The following is a 16,692-nucleotide window of genomic DNA, read 5'->3' as shown; positions in this document are numbered from 1 at the left end:
CCCGTGCCTGCCTGCCGCCGCCGACATCCCCGATCGTCCCCGCCCCGTGACCTGCGCCTGAGCCACCTCACGCTGGCTGCGCTGGCCACGCTCGCCACCCTGGCCGGCGACCCGGCCCATGCCGACGAGGTGGCCGGCGCATCGGCGCCCAACACGCCCAACACGCCCAACTCGCCCGGTGCGCCGAGCGCGTCCAGCCAGATCGTCACCCCAGCGCAGGCCTGCCGCATCGTCAACTGGCGACGCGCCTCGCGCGGCGGGCTGCGGCCGATGACGGCGCCGGCCGGCCCCGGCGAGCGCAACACGGCGGACCGCATCGTCGTCGAGGCCGACCGCCTGTCCGGCGAGACTGGCCAGAGCCTGCAGGCGCGCGGCGACGTGCGGCTGCAGCGCGACGACCTGACCGTGCAGGCCGACGAGCTCGAGTACCGCTACCCGACCGATCGCCTGCGCGCGATCGGCTCGGTCGAGATGTGGCGCGGCCAGGATTACTACAGCGGCAGCGAGATCGATGTCGACACGCGCGAATCCGAAGGCTGGTTCCTGAACCCGAAGTTCCACTTCGCCCGGACCCAGGCTGGCGGCGGCGCCGAGCGCATCGACTTCCTCGGCAAGGACCGCATGGTCGTGCTCGGCGCGACCTACAGCAGCTGCGAGGTCGACCCGGGCCAGACCGTGCCGTGGCAGCTCTCGGCCCGCCGCGTGCGGCTGGACTTCGAGGCCAACGAGGGCCTCGCCGAGGGCGCCGTGCTGCGCTTCTTCGACGTGCCCATCCTGGCCTGGCCGGTGCTCAGCTTCCCGGTCACCGACGCGCGCAAGTCCGGCTGGCTGCCGCCGCACATCAACCTCGCCAGCACCAGCAGCCTCGAACTGGGCGTGCCGTACTACTGGAACATCGCGCCGTCCCACGACGCCACGATCACGCCCTACCTGTCGCTCAAGCGAGGTGTGGCGGTCGACACCGAGTTCCGCTACCTGCGCGACGACTTCGGCGGCACGCTGGCCGGTTCGTGGCTGCCGAAGGACCGCGTCACCGACACCCAGCGCTGGTCGCTGGCCTGGCGGCAGTCCGGCCGTCTCGGTGAGGCCGGCCACGACGATCGCGGTGACACGGCCGACGGTGGCTGGAGCTACGACTGGCGCACGCTGCGCGTCTCCGACAACGCCTACTGGAAGGACGGCCTGCGCGGCATCGACTCGCTGACACCGCGCCTGCTCGCGTCATCGGCCCAGCTGCGCCAGCGCCGCTCGCTGCGCTCGGACGACGAGGTCGAGCTCGACCAGTGGCTGTACGCCCGCGTGCAGCACTGGCAGGTGCTGCAGAGCAGCGTGGCCACCGACGCCATCGTCGCGCCCTACCAGCGCGAGCCGCAGGTCGGCGCGCTGTGGCGGGCCCAGCGCGGCGGCCTGAGCGGGTCGCTGCAGACCGAGGCCAACCGCTTCAGCCGGGTGCAGGACGGCCTGATGACCGGCTCGCGGGCCCATCTGCTGGGCGATGTCGCCTGGTCGATCGGCGAAGGCGGCTGGCAGCTCACGCCGCGTGCCAGCCTCAACGCGGCGCACTACCAGACCGACGGCACCCTGATCGACGGTCGCCGCAGCGGCGGCCGCACCGTGCCGACCTTCAGCCTGGACAGCGCCTGGACGCTGGAGCGCCCGACCCAGGTCTACGGCCGTGACATGACCCAGACGCTGGAGCCGCGCCTGCTCTACGTGCACACGCCCTGGCGCGACCTGACGGGCCTGCCCAACTTCGACAGCGCCCGGCTCGACCTGAACGCCCACAGCCTGTTCTCGCCCAACGCGTTCTCGGGCGTCGACCGTGTCTCGGAGGCCGACCAGGTCACCGCCGGCCTCAGCTCGCGCTACCTCGACGCCGGCAACGGCGCGCAGCTGGCCAGCCTGGGCATCGCCCAGCGCTATGTGCTCAGCGAGCCCAAGGCCGCACCGGACGGACGCCAGGCGCGCAAGGGCTATTCGGACCTCTACCTGCTGGGCACGCTCAACGCGGTGCCCAACTGGTCGTTCGACTCGGCGGTGCAGTACAGCCCGGAATCGCGCCAGGTCGAACGCAGCATCAACAGCATGAGCTATTCGCCCGGCCCGTTCCGGACCGCCTCGCTGAGCTACCGCCTGCAGCGCGGCGCCAGCGAGCAGGTCGCGCTGGGCTGGCAATGGCCGCTGCGCGGACCGCTGCCGGGACTGTTGAGCGACCTGGTGCCCGCCAGCGCCACGGGCACGCCGGCACAGGACGCCGTGGCACAGGCGCGCGGCGCCGCCCGGACCGGCACATCGGCATCGACGTGCACCGGGACGCTCTACGGCGTGGGCCGGCTCGACTACAGCCTGATCGACCGGCGCATCTCCGGCGCCATCGTCGGCCTCGAATACGACGCCGGCTGCTGGATCGGCCGGGTGGTCGCGCTGCGCCAGTCCACCGGCCAGACCGCCGCGACGACCAAGCTGATGCTCCAGCTGGAGCTGGTCGGCCTGTCGCGGCTGGGATCCAACCCGCTCGGGGTCTTGAAAGACAATGTCCCCGGCTACACGCTGCTGCGCGATCCGAAGGCCGACACCGGCCTGTCGCCCGGCGCCAGCTCCGGCAGCTCCACCGCCGGCCCGCTCCCCTGAAGTCCGACCGACAGCCCGTCGCCGCGGCCGACCTGAACGACCCTGCGCATGAACCTTCCTGACCGCTCGACCTTCCGTCCCGGCCTGCGCCTCGCCGCGCTGTCCTCCTGCCTCGTGGCCGCCCTGTGGCTGGTCCATGCCCGCGACGTCCAGGCCCAGACCAGCGCCAGCGTGGCCCAGGAAGGCCCGCGCCACAGCGCCGACTACATCGTCGCGATCGTCAACCGGGAGCTGGTCACCAACAGCGAGGTACAGGCCCGCCTGCAGCGCACCGAGGCCGAAGCCAGCCGCTCGGGCACCCGCCTGCCGCCGCGCGAGACGCTGCAGCGCGAGGTGCTCGACCAGCTGATCGACGAACGGGCCCAGCTGACCCACGCGGCCGACAGCGGCCTGCGCGTCGACGAATCCGAGCTGGACCGCACGGTGGCCAGCGTCGCGGCGCAGAACCAGCTGAGCGTCGCCGAACTGCGCGACCGCCTGCGCGCCGAGGGCCAGGACTACGCCCGCTTCCGCGACACCCTGCGCGACCGCATGGTGCTGGAGCGGGTGCGCGAGCGCGATGTGCAGGCCCGCCTGCGCATCGTCGACGCCGACATCGAGAACTGGCTCAGCGCCGAGCGCGAGAAGGCCGGCGCGGTCAACGAATACAACATCGCGCAGATCCTGCTGGCCGTGCCCGAGAACGCCACGCCGGCCGATGCCGCCGCGCGCCGCGCCCAGGCCGTCGCGTTGCTGCAGCGGTTGAAGGCGGGCGAGGACTTTGGCGCGCTGGTCAAGTCGGTCTCGGACGCGTCCAAGGCCAACAACGGCGAGCTGGGCCTGCGACGCGGCGACGCCCTGCCGGACCTGTTCGTCGACGCGGTGCGCCCGTTGCTGGCTGGCGAGGTCGCGCCGCAGGTCGTGCGCTCGGGCGCCGGCTTCCACATCCTGAAGCTGGTCGAGCGCCGCGAAGCCGCGCTGGCGGTGACACAGACCCGCGCCCGCCACATCCTGCTGCGCCCCGGCCCCGGCAGCGACGAGGCGGTCGTGGTCCGCCGGATGGAGGAGTTCCGCCAGCGCATCGCCGCCGGACGGGTCCGTTTCGAGGAACTGGCGCGCCAGTTCTCGGAAGACGGCAGCGCACCTGGTGGCGGCGACCTGGGCTGGGCCTCGCCCGGCCAGTTCGTGCCGGAATTCGAGCAGGTCATGCAGTCGCTGGCGATCAACGAGGTGTCGGCGCCGGTGGTCTCGCGCTTCGGCGTGCACCTGATCCAGGTGCTGGAGCGCAAGCAGGTCAGCCTGGACGTGCGCCAGCAGCGTGAAGCGGCCCGGGCCGCGCTGCGCGAGCAGAAGTACGAGGAAACCTACCTCGAATGGGCCCGCGAGGTGCGCGCCCGCGCCTACGTCGAGCTGCGCGAGCCGCCCGGCCTGTGAGCCACGGCGTCCCTTTCGATCACCCGTACGTCCACCGGACCGCCGCTTGAAACACATCGCCCGCAAACGCTTCGGCCAGCACTTCCTGGTCGACACCGCCCTGCTCGACCGCATCGTGCGCAGCATCGATCCGCGGCCCGGCGAGGCACTGGTCGAGATCGGCCCCGGCCTGGGCGCGATGACCGATCCGGTGGTGGCGCGCTGCGAGAAGCTGACGGTGGTCGAGCTGGACCGCGACCTGGCCGCCCGGCTGCGCAAGCGCTCGGAGCTGACGGTGGTCGAGTCCGACGTGCTGAAGGTCGATTTCAGCGCGCTGGCCACACAGCTCTGCGCCCCGGGCCAGAAGCTGCGCGTGATCGGCAACCTGCCCTACAACATCTCCAGCCCGATCCTGTTCCACCTGCTCGATCACGTCGACGTGGTCGAGGACCAGCACTTCATGCTGCAGAAGGAAGTCGTCGACCGCATGGCCAGCGCGCCTGGCTCGAAGGACTACGGCCGGCTGTCGGTGATGCTGCAATGGCGCTACGACATCGAGTCGCTGCTGGACGTGCCGCCGGAGTCCTTCGATCCACCGCCGCGGGTCGACTCGGCGGTGGTCCGCATGACGCCACTGGCGCAACCGCCGGCGATCGACGTCAAGCTGCTGGGCGAGCTGGTCGCCTCGGCCTTCTCGCAGCGCCGCAAGCTGCTGCGACACAGCCTCGGGCGCTGGCTCGAACAGCGCGGCAGCCAGAGTGCCTTCGACCTGCAGCGCCGCGCCGAGGAGGTCCCGGTGGCCGAGTTCGTCGCACTGGCCGTCGAGCTGGGCCAGCCGGGCGGGTCGGCCTGAGGCGTCAACCTCGGGAACAGACGGGCCATGCATCGGCCAAAGAAAAGGCCCGCGCGAGGCGGGCCTTGTCGGGTCGGGCGGTCTGGACAACCGCCCGAAGGCATCGAGCGATGCCGAATCGATCCAGCCAGATGGCTCAGGCGGCGACCAGCCAGTTGGCGGTGTCGAACGCGCTGCTCATCAGCGGCATGTGCGGCGCGAAGGTCGGCGCGGCATTCTTCGTCGGCTTCGGCGCCGGCTTGACCGGCTGCTGCTCGATGGGGGCCACTTCAGCCCGCTCCCATTGCCCGTTGTCCTGGGAGCGGGCTACTGAAAAGAATAAAAGCATCTGAAGGGTATCTTGCGTTCCCCCCAGAAGTCCGCCGTGTCCCGGAAGACATCCAGCACCTGTTCACGCACCTCGCGGTCGAAGCGAGGGTTGTCGGGCAGCTGTTCGAGCACCACGACAAAGCCTGCCTGCTCGCCCGACTTGTAGACCAGATCGGTCATGCAGTCGTGCAAGGCATCGAGGTTCTTGCCGAAATGGGCCGGGAACAGGAAAGCCTGGGCGATGCCTTCCAGCACGTCCTGCTTGGTCTGCGCCGAAGCCAGGTTGGCGTACAGGAAGTGATGGCCCATGGTCTGGGCCGCCGCCAATAGATCGTCCACTCGGAAGGCCCGGATGGCCTGCACGATGTTGGGACGCACGGTCTGCAGAAGCATGATGATCTCTTAGCGCTTTCAGTCCTCGCCTCGATCACTGCACGATGCGCTTGAAGCTCGTGTAGTGATCCTGGGTGTAGTAACAGACATCCGGAGATCGGGGTTGGTTCCCGCCACACACGATGCGCCGAGCGCCACGATCTCGCGATCCAGGCGTCGGCACGGTGTACTCACGGTAGTAGCCTCGAGGCTCGCGGGGCAGCATTCGCTCGCGATTGCCGAACACCGAACCATCCTTGTTCGGGTAGGGAAACGGACCGCCGACAAGGATGAGGCGATGCGTTTGACGGGCTTCGGGAGGCAACTCGGACAGCGCGACAGCCGCTTGCGTGACTGCCGCCGGAGCGGTTTCCCGGGCCTGCGCAACAGGGGTCGCCGTGAGCCCGATGCCGACGACGCTCCATGCGCCAGCCAGACCGGAGAACGAGACCACCGCTGCCAGGGCCACCCGACCTGCCACCAATCTCGACCACCGTGACATGCAAGCACCACCTTGAATGAACCGGCCTCGAAACACGGAGGGCACCCTGGAAAACTGAGGCCGGATGGTATCCGTTTGAGCCCTGAAGCTCAAGGGATTGCCTCAATTTTCAGCAGCTTCTACGGTCTTTCGGAGGTTTGTAAGCGTGCGCAAACTTTCACTGCGTGCTTGTTGTGGCAAACCTCGACCGGGATTGCCATGTCCGGTTCATGGGCGTGCCGCAGCGCAGCAGGAAGCGCGACGCTGGGGCCAGCGGCATCCCGCGCGCCGGCCCCGATGCTGCACCGCACTCAGCGTGCGGCGTTGGCGTCCGCGACCGTCAGGGCGGTCATGTTGACGATGCGGCGCACCGTCGCCGAGGGCGTCAGGATGTGCACCGGCTTGGCCGCGCCCAGCAGGACCGGGCCGATCGCGATGCCGCCGCCAGCCGCCGTCTTCAGCAGGTTGTAGCTGATGTTGGCCGCGTCGATGTTGGGCAGGACCAGGAGGTTGGCCTCGCCGGTCAGCGCGCTGCGCGGCATCAGCTCCTTGCGGTAGACCGGATCCAGCGCGGTGTCGCCGTGCATCTCGCCGTCGACTTCCAGCCAGGGCGCCTTCTCGCGGATCAGCTCAAGCGCATCGCGCATCTTGACCGCCGATGGCTGGTTGCTCGAACCGAAGTTCGAGTGCGACAGCAGCGCCGCCTTCGGCTGGATGCCGAAGCGCAGCATCTCCTCGGCCGCCATCACGGTGATCTCGCAGAGCTGCTCGGCGGTCGGGTCGTAGTTGACGTGGGTGTCGACCAGGAAGACCTGGCGGCCCGGCAGCACCAGGCCGTTCATGCAGGCATAGGTCTTGACGCCCGGGCGGCGGCCGATCACCGGGTCGATGTACTGCAGGTGATAGCCCGTGTTGCTCCAGGTGCCACAGATGACACCGTCGACATGCCCCTTGTGCAGCAGCATCGACGCGATCAGCGTCATGCGCCGGCGCATCTCGATCTTGGCCAGCTGCACGGTGACGCCCTTGCGGTCCATCAGCTCGTGGTAGGTCTGCCAGAACTCGCGGTAGCGGGTGTCCTCGTCGATGTTGACGATCTCGAAGTCACGGCCTTCTTCCAGGCGCAGGCCAAGCTGCTCGATGCGGCTGCGGATGATGCTGCCGCGACCGACCAGCACCGGGTAGGCCAGGCCCTCGTCGACCACCACCTGCACGGCGCGCAGCACGCGGCGGTCCTCGCCCTCGGCATAGGCGACACGGCGGGCCTTGGCACGCTTGGCCACCGCATAGATCGGCTTCATTACCGTGCCCGACGCATAGACGAAGGCCTGAAGCTTGTCGCGGTAGGCGTCCATGTTGGCGATCGGACGGGTGGCCACGCCCGACTCGACCGCCGCCAGCGCGACGGCCGGCGCGATCTGCATCATCAGGCGCGGGTCGAAGGGCTTGGGGATCAGGTATTCGGGGCCGAACTTCAGCGTCGCGCCGGCATAGGCGGCGGCCACCACGTCGTTCTGCTCGGCCTGGGCCAGTTCGGCGATGGCGCGGACGGCGGCGATCTCCATCTCGTCGGTGATGGTCGTCGCGCCGCAGTCCAGCGCGCCCCGGAAGATGTAGGGGAAGCACAGGACGTTGTTGACCTGGTTCGGGTAGTCGGTCCGGCCGGTCGCCATGATGACGTCGTCACGGACCGCCTTGACCTCCTCCGGCATGATCTCCGGCGTCGGGTTGGCGAGCGCGAAGATGATGGGGTTGGCGGCCATGCTGCCGACCATGTCGGCCTTGAGCACGCCACCGGCCGACAGCCCCAGGAAGATGTCGGCGCCGGCCAGGACCTCGCGCAGCGTGCGCAGGTCGGTGGGCTGGGCGAACTCGGCCTTGTCCGGGTCCATCAGTTCGGTGCGGCCTTCGTAGACCACGCCGGCCAGGTCGGTCACCCAGATGTTCTTGCGCGGCAGGCCGAGCTTGACCAGCAGGTTCAGGCAGGCCAGCGCGGCGGCACCGGCGCCCGAGGCCACGAGCTTGACCTCGTCGATGCGCTTGCCGACCACCTTCAGGCCGTTGAGCATGGCCGCGCCGACGACGATGGCGGTGCCGTGCTGGTCGTCGTGGAAGACGGGGATGCGCAGGCGCTCGCGCAGCTTGCGTTCGACGTAGAAGCAGTCGGGCGCCTTGATGTCCTCGAGGTTGATGCCGCCGAAGGTCGGCTCCAGCGCCGCGATCACGTCGACCAGCTTGTCGAGGTTGCGTTCCTCGATCTCGAGGTCGAACACGTCGATGCCGGCGAACTTCTTGAACAGGACGCCCTTGCCTTCCATCACCGGCTTGGACGCGAGCGGGCCGATGTCGCCCAGGCCCAGCACGGCGGTACCGTTGGTGACGACGGCGACGAGGTTGCCGCGCGAGGTGTAGCGGAAGGCGTTGGCCGGGTCCTCGACGATTTCCTCGCAGGCATAGGCCACGCCGGGCGAGTAGGCCAGCGCCAGGTCACGCTGGTTGACCAGCTGCTTGGTCGGCGAGATGGCGATCTTGCCGGGGGTCGGAAACTCGTGGTACTCGAGGGCGCTGCGGCGCAGCTGTTCACGTTTCTCTTCGGAGGACGACATGGATCGGACCTTGTGGCTGGAGACGGCGTTGGACTGCGCGAGTTGAGCTGCGCGTGCAGATCAGTCGACGGGGGCGTGGATTCTAGGAAGCCCCGATCGCCACGGGGCACTCGGGCGCATGGGCCTGCGGCATCCGGCCATGCGTTTGGCGCATGCCTGCCGAGGCGGATCGACACGGAGTGTCCGGCGCCGGCCTGATGCTGCCATGCGAGGAACTGCTTAGCGGCGGGTCAGGACCAGCCCGGATACTGGCGCGATGTCCCGTCTCGCCCTGCCCTTCTCGCAGTCCTTCGGCCGGCGTGCGCGCTGGCCGCGCTGGACCTCGCGGCGTGTCGGCATCTGGCTGCTGCTGGCGGCGCTGCTGGTCGCCGTCGAGTCCAGCCTGCTGTGGCTGACCTGGCAGAACGAGCGCAATCGCCTGCAGGACGCCACCGAGCAGGCCACGGCGCGGGCGGCGGTGGACGTGCGGCGGCGGCTGGCCGATGCCAGCGTCGCGTTGCAGCAGTTGCTGTGGGCACCGCTGGACGCCGCGCGCTTCCATGTCGAGGCGATCGAGACGCTGCGAAGCCGGCCCGAGCTGGTGCGGATCGAATGGCGCGACGCCCGCTTCGAGCTGCGTGCGCAGGTCGAGTCGGCCCTGCGCACCAGCGTGCCCGGCCCCTTGCCGCGCGAGGCGTTGAAGTCCGACGCCGAGGCCGCCTGCCTGACCGCCCAGCGCTTCGGCATCCCGATCCACTCGCGCAGCTACTTCGTGCCGCGGCAGGGCGGCCTCGGCGGCGAGGTGGTCGACCTGTGCGTGCCGCAGATCATCGAGGGCGAGGTGCGCGGCGTGCTGGTCGCGACGACGCTGCTGGCGGCGCTGCTTGAGCAGGCCCTGCCGCCGGAGCTGCTGCAGGGCCATGAGGTCCTCCTGGTCGAAGGCGACGGCACCCGCCTCGCACGCGCCGGCACGCAGCGCGGCCTGGGCGCCTTCCGTGCCGAGCGCCTGGTCGATCTCGACAACTTCACCGCGCTGCTGAGGCTGGACAGCACCTCGGCAAGGCCGTCGCTGCTGTCGCACGTGGGTTCCTCGCTGGTGCTGGGCCTGTCGGCGGCGCTGTTCCTGGTGGTCGGGCTGCTGGCCCATGACGTGCGGCGCCGGGCGGCTGCCGAGCGCGAGCTGGCCGAGTCGCTGGCCTTTCGCAAGGCCATGGAGAACTCGCTGGTGACGGGCCTGCGCGCCCGCACGCTCGACGGTGCGATCACCTACGTCAACCCGGCCTTCTGCCAGATGGTCGGGTGGTCCGAGCAGGACCTGCTGGGTGCCCAGCAGCCGCCCTACTGGCCGCCGGAGCTGCGCGAGACCTACCGCCGTCGCCACGCCGAACGCCAGGCCGGCGACGCGCCGCCCCGCGAAGGCCACGAGACGATCTTCATGCGCCGCAACGGCGAGCGCTTCCCGGTGCTGATCTTCGAGGCGCCGCTGCTCGACAGCCGCGGTCGTCGCAGCGGCTGGATGAGCTCGGTGCTGGACCTGACCGCGCAGCGCCGGGCCGAGGACCTGACGCGCCAGCAGCAGGAGAAGCTGCAGGCCACCGCCCGCCTCGCCACCATGGGCGAGATGGCCACGCTCCTGAGCCACGAGCTGAACCAGCCCCTGGCGGCCATCGCCAGCTATGCGCATGGCTCGCTGAACCTGCTGCCCGAAGGTGCGGGCGACGAGCCGGCGGATGCCCAGACGCAGCACATGATCCGGCAGGCCCTCGCCCGCGTCGCCGAACAGGCCGATCGGGCCGGACGGGTGATCCGCAGCGTCCATCAGTTCGTGCGCCGGCGCGAACGGCTGCGCGAGAACGTCCGTGCGCACGAGCCGATCGAGGCCGTGCTGCCGCTGGTGCGCCTGGCCGCCCGGCGCAGCCACGCGCGGGTCGAGGTCGACGTGGCGCAGCCGCCCCCGCGCATCAGCTGCGATCGCACCATGGTCGAGCAGGTGCTGCTGAACCTCGCCCGCAACGGCCTTCAGGCGATGGAGACCGACACGCCCGAGACCGAGCGCCTGCTCACGCTGGGCGCCGAGGCGGTCGACGAACGCTGGGTCGCCTTCCGGGTCGAGGACAGCGGACCCGGCATTCCGGCAGAGGTTGCACAGCAACTCTTCACGCCCTTCTTCACGACCAAGGCCGAGGGCATGGGCATTGGCCTGTCGATGTGCCGCACGGTGGTCGAACAGCATGGCGGCACGCTCACGTTCGGGCCCGGCCGCGAAGGCCGTGGCACGATCTTCCGCTTCACCTTGCCCGCTGCGTCCACGCCGCCGCATGTCGCGGCCGCCAGCGATTCGACAGGACCCACGCCATGAACCAGTCCGTCCGCGCCGGGGTCACCGGCACCGTCCACGTCATCGACGCCGAGGAGGTCCTGCGCGACGCGCTCGGCTGGCTGCTGCGCAGCCGTCGCCTGCTGCCGCGCGTCTACCCGAGTGCCGACGCCTTCGACGCCGCGATCGAGGCCGGCGACGTCGGCGACGACGAGCCGGCCTGCCTGCTGCTGGACATGCGCATGCCGGGCATGAACGGCATGGCGCTGTTCGAGCGGCTGATCGAGCGCGGCTGGATCCAGGCCATGCCGGTCATCTTTCTGACCGGTCATGCGGACGTCGGAACGGCGGTCTCGGCGGTCAAGCGTGGGGCCTTCGACTTCGTCGAGAAGCCGTTTTCGGACAACGCGCTGGTCGACCGCGTGATCGAGGCCCTGCAGGCCAGCGCCGCCACGCTGGCCGCGCGACGGGCGGTGCGCGGCGTCGAGCGCGACATGTCGGAGCTGACCGAACGCGAGCGCGAGGTCATGCGGCTGATCGTCGAAGGCAAGCCCAACAAGCTGATCGCCGATGCGCTGGACATCAGCGTGCGCACCGTCGAGGTCCACCGCTCGCGGGTGTTCGACAAGATGGGCGTGAAGTCGGCCGTCGAGCTGGCCAACCTGCTGCGCGATCACGGCCTGGGTTGAGGGCGGACGACACACGGAGCGGATCGAGACGCTGCCGATAATCGGGTTTTATGCAAAGGCGGCGCGGCCGCTCCATGCGATGTCCCTGGGCGAATTCGACCTGATCCGGCGCCACTTCGATCGACCGGTGCAACGCCAGCCGCTGGGTGTCGGCGACGACTGCGCCCTGCTGGCTCCCGCGCCGGGCCAGCAGCTGGCGGTGTCGACCGACCTGCTGGTCGAGGGCCGTCACTTCCTGTCGACCGTCGCCCCGCAGGCTCTTGGACACAAGGCGCTGGCGGTCAACCTGTCCGACCTGGCCGCCTGCGGCGCCGAACCGATGGCCTACACCCTCTCGCTGGCGCTGCCGCGCGTCGACGATGCGTGGCTGGCGGCCTTCGCGTCGGGACTGCATGCGCTGGCCGACGCCCATGCGATCGAACTGGTCGGCGGCGACACCACCGCCGGGCCGCTCACCGTCGGCATCACGGTGATGGGCCAGGTGCCACCCGGACAGGCGCTGCTGCGCAGCGGCGCGCGGCCCGGCGACGCACTGTGGGTCAGCGGCTGGCCCGGTCGCGCTCGGCTGTGGCTCGAAGCCGTGCGTGGCACGCTGCGGCTGGAGGGCGCGTCGTTCGAGGCCGGCCGGCTGGCGATGGAATATCCGCAGCCTCGGGTCAGCCTGGGCCTGGCCCTGCGCGGTGTCGCCAGCAGCGCGATCGACCTTTCCGACGGGCTGATCGGCGACCTCGGCCACGTGCTGGAGCGCTCTGGCGCGGCGCGGGGTTTCGATCGGCCGCTGGGTGCCGAGATCGACGCCCAGCGATTGCCGCGTCACCCGGCCTTGTCGGGCCTGCCTGCCCGGACCGTGCTGCGTTGCCTGCTGGCCGGTGGCGACGACTACGAGTTGCTGTTCACCGCGCCACCTTCTCGCGAGGCCGCCGTGCACGAGGCCGCGCGCCAGGCTGGCGTCGCCGTGCATGCGATTGGTCGCATCACCGAACCGTCCGGCGTGGTCGTGCGCGATGGCGATGGCGTCCGGCTTTCGGGCCACTGGTCCAGCTACGACCACTTCAGGTCCGAGGGCGGAGCGCAGCCATGAGCGACGACCCGGTCATCGATGTCGAGCCTCGCACGCCACGGCGTGTGGCCGTCGACGGGCGCTTCATGCTGTCGCACCCAGCACACCTGATCGCACTCGGTTTCGGCAGCGGCCTGAGCCCGAAGGCGCCCGGCACCTTCGGGACGCTGTGGGCCTGGGTCGCATGGCTGGTGCTGGGCGCCTTCCTCGCGCCGGCCGACTGGGGATGGGTGATCGGCCTGTCGCTGCCAGTCGGCTGGTGGGCCTGCACCGTCACCGCCCGGCATGCCGGAATCGCCGATCCCGGCTTCATCGTCTGGGACGAGGTGCTGGCCTTCTGGCTGATCCTCTGGGTGATCGCGCCGTCGAGCTGGCAGATGCAGCTGCTGGCCTTCGTGGTGTTCCGCTACTTCGACGCCGCCAAGCCCGGACCGGTGCGATGGGCCGATCAGGTCTTCAAGGGCGGCGGCTGGCGCGGCGGTTTCGGGATCATCTTCGATGACCTGGTCGCCGCGGGCTGCAGCCTGCTGGTGCTGGCCTTGGTGGAGCGCCTGCTCGGCGGCTGGGCCTACGCATGAGCCACGGACCAGCGACCTCGCTCGACGTCGGCGACGACGAGTTGTTGGCACTGGCTCAATCGTTGAGCCAGCACCTGCTGGCGCGCGGCTGGATGCTGGCGTGCGCCGAAAGCTGTACCGGCGGCTTGATCGCGGCGACCTGCACGGAGCTGTCGGGCTCCAGCGTCTGGCTCGAACGTGGCTTCGTGACTTACAGCAACGAGGCGAAAAGCGAACTGCTGGGCGTCCCGCTCGAACTGATCGCGCAGCACGGCGCCGTCAGCGAACCGGTCGCGGCGGCCATGGCGAGCGGCGCGGCGGCACGCAGCCGGGCGCAGGTCGCGCTGTCGGTGACCGGCATCGCGGGGCCGACCGGCGGCTCGCCGTCCAAGCCGGTCGGCACGGTCTGGTTCGGCTGGTCGCTGCCCGGGCACGTCCACACCGAAGTCCGGCACTTCGCCGGTGACCGTCGGGCGGTGCGCCGTCAGACCGTGCGCCATGCGCTCACCGGGCTGATCGACGCCTTGCGCTGATCGGCCGTGAGCGTCCAGCCGCCCCATCTTGAATGCTCGGCTGCGGCATAGGAGCCTCGTGTCCACCATAACTGTTGGTGGACACGTGACTACTATCTCCGAGGACCCATCGAGACCACGTCGGCGGCGGCGCCTGCACAGCGACGAGTTCAAGGCCCGTGCAGTGGCCAGCTGCATGCAGCCCGGCATGTCGATGGCAGCCGTGGCGATGGCGCACGGCGTCAACGCCAACCTGTTGCGTCGCTGGGTGCGCGAGGCCGAGATGAAGCCGTTGGCGGGAGCCATCAGCAAGACCACCGGCGAGCCAGTACACGCGCCGCCACGCGATGCTCTGTTCCTTCCGGTCGGTCTGCCTGCGCCCACGCCGCAGCCCCAGCTGGCCGACAACCGCATCGAGCTGCAGCGCGGCGCCACGGCGATCACGTTGACCTGGCCGGTCAGTGCCGCCGGCGACTGCGCCGCCTGGCTGCACGAGCTGCTGAGGTGATCCGCATCGACGCGATGTGGCTGGCCGTCGAGCCCATCGACATGCGCGCCGGACCTGAGCGGCTGCTGGCCCGCGTCGTGCAGGTCTTCGGCGCCGTCCAGGCCCACCACGGTTACCTCTTCGCCAACGCGCGCGGCACGCGCATCAAGCTGCTCGTGCACGACGGCTTCGGCGTGTGGTGCGAGGCGCGCGGTCTCAACGCCGGCCGCTTCACTTGGGCCGGTGTCGCCTCAGGCGCCCCTGTCGGACTGGCGCTCGGCCGCGCGCAGTTCGACGCCCTGGTTCTGGGCCGGCCCTGGCAGCGCCTGCCCGAGATGCAGTGCATCACGCGGGCGTGACAGCGGGCCTGACGCTCACGCGCTGACAACGGCACTTGTGCCGATGGTGCTGCGTGGCCGCGCCCGGCACGATGCCGGGCATGCTCGACATCCGTGACCTCAAGGTGCAGGACCTGCAAGGTCTGGCGCCGGAAGCCGTCGCGGCGCTGGCCCAGCAGATGCTGCGGCACATCGAGCAGCAGGCTGGCGAGTTGCAGCGCAAGGACTGGGAGATCGAGCGCAAGGACCGCGAGCTCGCGCTGCGCGAGGCCCGGCTGGAGAAGGTCCAGTTCGAACTGGCGCGCTTGAAGCGCTGGAAGTTCGGCGCCAAGACCGAGACCATGAGCGCCGAGCAGCGACGCCTGTTCGAGGAGACGCTGGCCGAGGACGAGGCCAGCTTGCAGACCCAGCTCGATGCGCTGCGCGCTCAAGGTGCGCAGGCTGCTAAAGGACAAGAAACGCCCCCGAAGGCTCCGCCGCGCCGCCTGCGGCGCCGGGCCCTGCCCGAGCACCTCAGGCGCGTCGAGCATCGCCACGAACCCGAAGACACCACCTGCCCGAGCAAGGGCTGCGGCCGGCCGATGACGCGCATCGGCGAGGACATCAGCGAGAAGCTCGACATCGTGCCCGCCGAGTTCTTCGTGCACCGCCACATCTACGGCAAGTGGGCCTGCCGCTGCTGCCAGACCTTGAAGCAGCAAGCTTCGGCCCCGGAGGTGATCGACGGCGGTCTGGCCGCCAGCGGGCTGCTGGCCCACACCCTCATCTGCCGCTTCTCCGACCACCTGCCGTACTACCGGCAGGAAGCCATCAACGCCAGAAGTGGCGTGCGCACGCCGCGCTCGACGCTGGCAGCCTGGGCCGGACAAGCCGGCGCGGCGCTGCAGCCGCTGTACGACGCGCACAAGCGCTTCGTGCTCGCCAGCCGGGTACTGCACGGCGACGAGACGCCGGTGGCGCTCTTGGACCCTGGCGCCGGCAAGGCCCGCAAGGCCTACGTCTGGGCCTATGCCAGGAGCCACCACGACCCAACCCCCGGCGTGGTCTACGACTTCTGCCCTGGACGCGGGGCGCAGTACCCGCGCGCCTTCCTCGCCGCAGACGAGCGTGCCGGGCTGCCTGCCTGGGCTGGCACGCTGCTGACCGACCGCTACGGGGCCTACGACGCGGTGCTCGACGAGCAGCTGCAGCCGGGGCGTCGGGCAGCGGCCTGCGTGGCACACGCCCGGCGCAAGTTCGACGAATTGGCCAAGGCCGGCACCAGCGCGGTGGGCGAGGAGGCGATCCAGCGCTTCGCGAGCCTGTACGCGGTCGAGCGCGCACTCTCCGGCCTGGGCGATGACGAGCGAAGCCAGCAACGCCAGCTACTGGCCAAGCCGCTGTGGGAGCAGCTCGGCGCTTGGCTGCAACTGGAGCGACGCCGCGTCGCCGATGGCGGCTCGACGGCTGCGGCCATCGACTACACGCTCAAGCACTGGGCGGCGCTGACGCATCACCTGGATGACGGCGCGGTGCCCATCGACAACAACCACCTGGAGCGGCAGATCAAGCCCTGGGCGATGGGACGCAAGGCCTGGATGTTCGTGGGCAGCGAACTGGCCGGGCATCGGGCGGCCGTGGTGATGCGCCTGGTGCAGTCGTCACGGATGTGCGGCCACGAGCCCTGGGCCTAGTTGCGCGACGTGCTGCAGCGATTGCCCTCGCAGCTCAACAGCAGGATCGAGGAACTGCTGCCGCATCGCTGGCGCCCGGCTAACACCGAAGAATGCACGGCATGAAGAACATCGAGGCACTGATCGAAGACGGCGGCGACATCACACTGGGCGCCATCGGTTCCGTCGAATGCGCGGCCACCGCCGCCGATGGCCACAACGCGCTGGCCATGCTCGTGCGCCGCGATGGCGAAACGCTCACCGCCCTTCTCAAACGCCTCGACCGCGCCATCGCCAGGTACTTCGACACCGGCGAAACGACTGACGAGATCAACCCGTCGGACGATTGAACAACCCGCGTCAAGTTGGGGGGACTGGACGCTCACGATCGGCCGTCCGGTGGTAAGCGTCCAGCCAACTCATCTTGAACCGCATCGAAGCGAAAGCAAGGATCGTG

Annotated in this window: 16 protein-coding genes; 12 read left to right on the top strand and 4 right to left on the bottom strand. The window is 69.9% G+C overall.

Annotation, left to right across the window (positions count from 1 at the left end; genetic code table 11):
* Positions 1–3 precede the first annotated feature (3 nt).
* The 3 genes from Q8X39_RS20055 to rsmA are packed head-to-tail and all read left to right on the top strand — an operon-like array spanning position 4 to position 4,876.
* Complete coding sequence (locus tag Q8X39_RS20055) at positions 4–2,631, top strand: LPS-assembly protein LptD (RefSeq protein WP_305751471.1); 2,628 nt, start codon at positions 4–6, stop codon at positions 2,629–2,631.
* A gap of 48 nt (positions 2,632–2,679) precedes the next feature.
* On the top strand, positions 2,680–4,044 hold the full coding sequence (locus Q8X39_RS20050) for a peptidylprolyl isomerase (protein WP_305751470.1): 1,365 nt from the start codon (positions 2,680–2,682) through the stop codon (positions 4,042–4,044).
* 46 nt (positions 4,045–4,090) lie between these two features.
* Positions 4,091–4,876, top strand: a complete 786-nt coding sequence (gene rsmA / locus Q8X39_RS20045) for a 16S rRNA (adenine(1518)-N(6)/adenine(1519)-N(6))-dimethyltransferase RsmA (protein ID WP_305751469.1) — start codon at positions 4,091–4,093, stop codon at positions 4,874–4,876.
* Positions 4,877–5,012: 136 nt separating this feature from the next.
* Here the strand turns inward: rsmA and Q8X39_RS20040 are convergent, their stop codons facing one another.
* The 4 genes from Q8X39_RS20040 to Q8X39_RS20025 form a co-directional block, all read right to left on the bottom strand.
* Positions 5,013–5,144 carry a hypothetical protein gene (locus Q8X39_RS20040; protein WP_275938346.1) on the bottom strand — a complete coding sequence of 44 codons (132 nt, stop codon included), beginning with the start codon at positions 5,142–5,144 and terminating at the stop codon, positions 5,013–5,015.
* Between the two features lie 38 nt (positions 5,145–5,182).
* Positions 5,183–5,578, bottom strand: coding sequence for a barstar family protein (locus Q8X39_RS20035; RefSeq protein WP_130481947.1), 396 nt, complete (start codon positions 5,576–5,578; stop codon positions 5,183–5,185).
* 34 nt (positions 5,579–5,612) lie between these two features.
* Positions 5,613–6,059 carry a guanyl-specific ribonuclease gene (locus Q8X39_RS20030; RefSeq protein WP_407068041.1) on the bottom strand — a complete coding sequence of 149 codons (447 nt, stop codon included), beginning with the start codon at positions 6,057–6,059 and terminating at the stop codon, positions 5,613–5,615.
* A 290-nt stretch (positions 6,060–6,349) separates the two neighbouring features.
* A complete protein-coding gene (locus tag Q8X39_RS20025) occupies positions 6,350–8,644 on the bottom strand; it encodes an NADP-dependent malic enzyme (protein ID WP_305751468.1) in 2,295 nt (764 codons plus the stop codon).
* Between the two features lie 256 nt (positions 8,645–8,900).
* On the opposite strand from Q8X39_RS20025, the gene Q8X39_RS20020 reads away from it, so the two are divergent.
* From Q8X39_RS20020 to Q8X39_RS19980, 9 genes are all read left to right on the top strand, one after another.
* On the top strand, positions 8,901–10,982 hold the full coding sequence (locus Q8X39_RS20020; protein ID WP_305751467.1) for a sensor histidine kinase: 2,082 nt from the start codon (positions 8,901–8,903) through the stop codon (positions 10,980–10,982).
* Positions 10,979–11,629 carry a response regulator transcription factor gene (locus tag Q8X39_RS20015; RefSeq protein ID WP_305751466.1) on the top strand — a complete coding sequence of 217 codons (651 nt, stop codon included), beginning with the start codon at positions 10,979–10,981 and terminating at the stop codon, positions 11,627–11,629. Before Q8X39_RS20020 ends, Q8X39_RS20015 begins: the two co-directional genes overlap by 4 nt.
* A gap of 79 nt (positions 11,630–11,708) precedes the next feature.
* The gene (gene thiL, locus Q8X39_RS20010) at positions 11,709–12,710 is read left to right on the top strand and encodes a thiamine-phosphate kinase (protein WP_305751465.1); all 1,002 of its coding nucleotides are present in this window, start codon (positions 11,709–11,711) and stop codon (positions 12,708–12,710) included.
* On the top strand, positions 12,707–13,267 hold the full coding sequence (locus tag Q8X39_RS20005) for a phosphatidylglycerophosphatase A family protein (protein WP_407068040.1): 561 nt from the start codon (positions 12,707–12,709) through the stop codon (positions 13,265–13,267). Before thiL ends, Q8X39_RS20005 begins: the two co-directional genes overlap by 4 nt.
* The gene (locus Q8X39_RS20000) at positions 13,264–13,779 is read left to right on the top strand and encodes a CinA family protein (RefSeq protein ID WP_305751464.1); all 516 of its coding nucleotides are present in this window, start codon (positions 13,264–13,266) and stop codon (positions 13,777–13,779) included. The genes Q8X39_RS20005 and Q8X39_RS20000 overlap by 4 nt, the downstream gene beginning before the upstream one ends.
* Before the next feature lie 58 nt (positions 13,780–13,837).
* Positions 13,838–14,266, top strand: a complete 429-nt coding sequence (tnpA, locus tag Q8X39_RS19995) for an IS66-like element accessory protein TnpA (protein ID WP_369538131.1) — start codon at positions 13,838–13,840, stop codon at positions 14,264–14,266.
* Positions 14,263–14,604 carry an IS66 family insertion sequence element accessory protein TnpB gene (tnpB, locus tag Q8X39_RS19990; RefSeq protein WP_305751462.1) on the top strand — a complete coding sequence of 114 codons (342 nt, stop codon included), beginning with the start codon at positions 14,263–14,265 and terminating at the stop codon, positions 14,602–14,604. Before tnpA ends, tnpB begins: the two co-directional genes overlap by 4 nt.
* A gap of 80 nt (positions 14,605–14,684) precedes the next feature.
* Positions 14,685–16,256, top strand: a complete 1,572-nt coding sequence (gene tnpC, locus Q8X39_RS19985; protein ID WP_407068039.1) for an IS66 family transposase — start codon at positions 14,685–14,687, stop codon at positions 16,254–16,256.
* 101 nt (positions 16,257–16,357) lie between these two features.
* Positions 16,358–16,585, top strand: a complete 228-nt coding sequence (locus Q8X39_RS19980) for a hypothetical protein (protein WP_305751461.1) — start codon at positions 16,358–16,360, stop codon at positions 16,583–16,585.
* Positions 16,586–16,692 lie beyond the last annotated feature (107 nt).

This window comes from Leptothrix discophora, from assembly GCF_030705305.1.
Taxonomy (GTDB): Bacteria; Pseudomonadota; Gammaproteobacteria; order Burkholderiales; family Burkholderiaceae_C; genus Sphaerotilus; species Sphaerotilus discophorus.
This window is presented reverse-complemented; position numbering and strand designations above follow the sequence as displayed.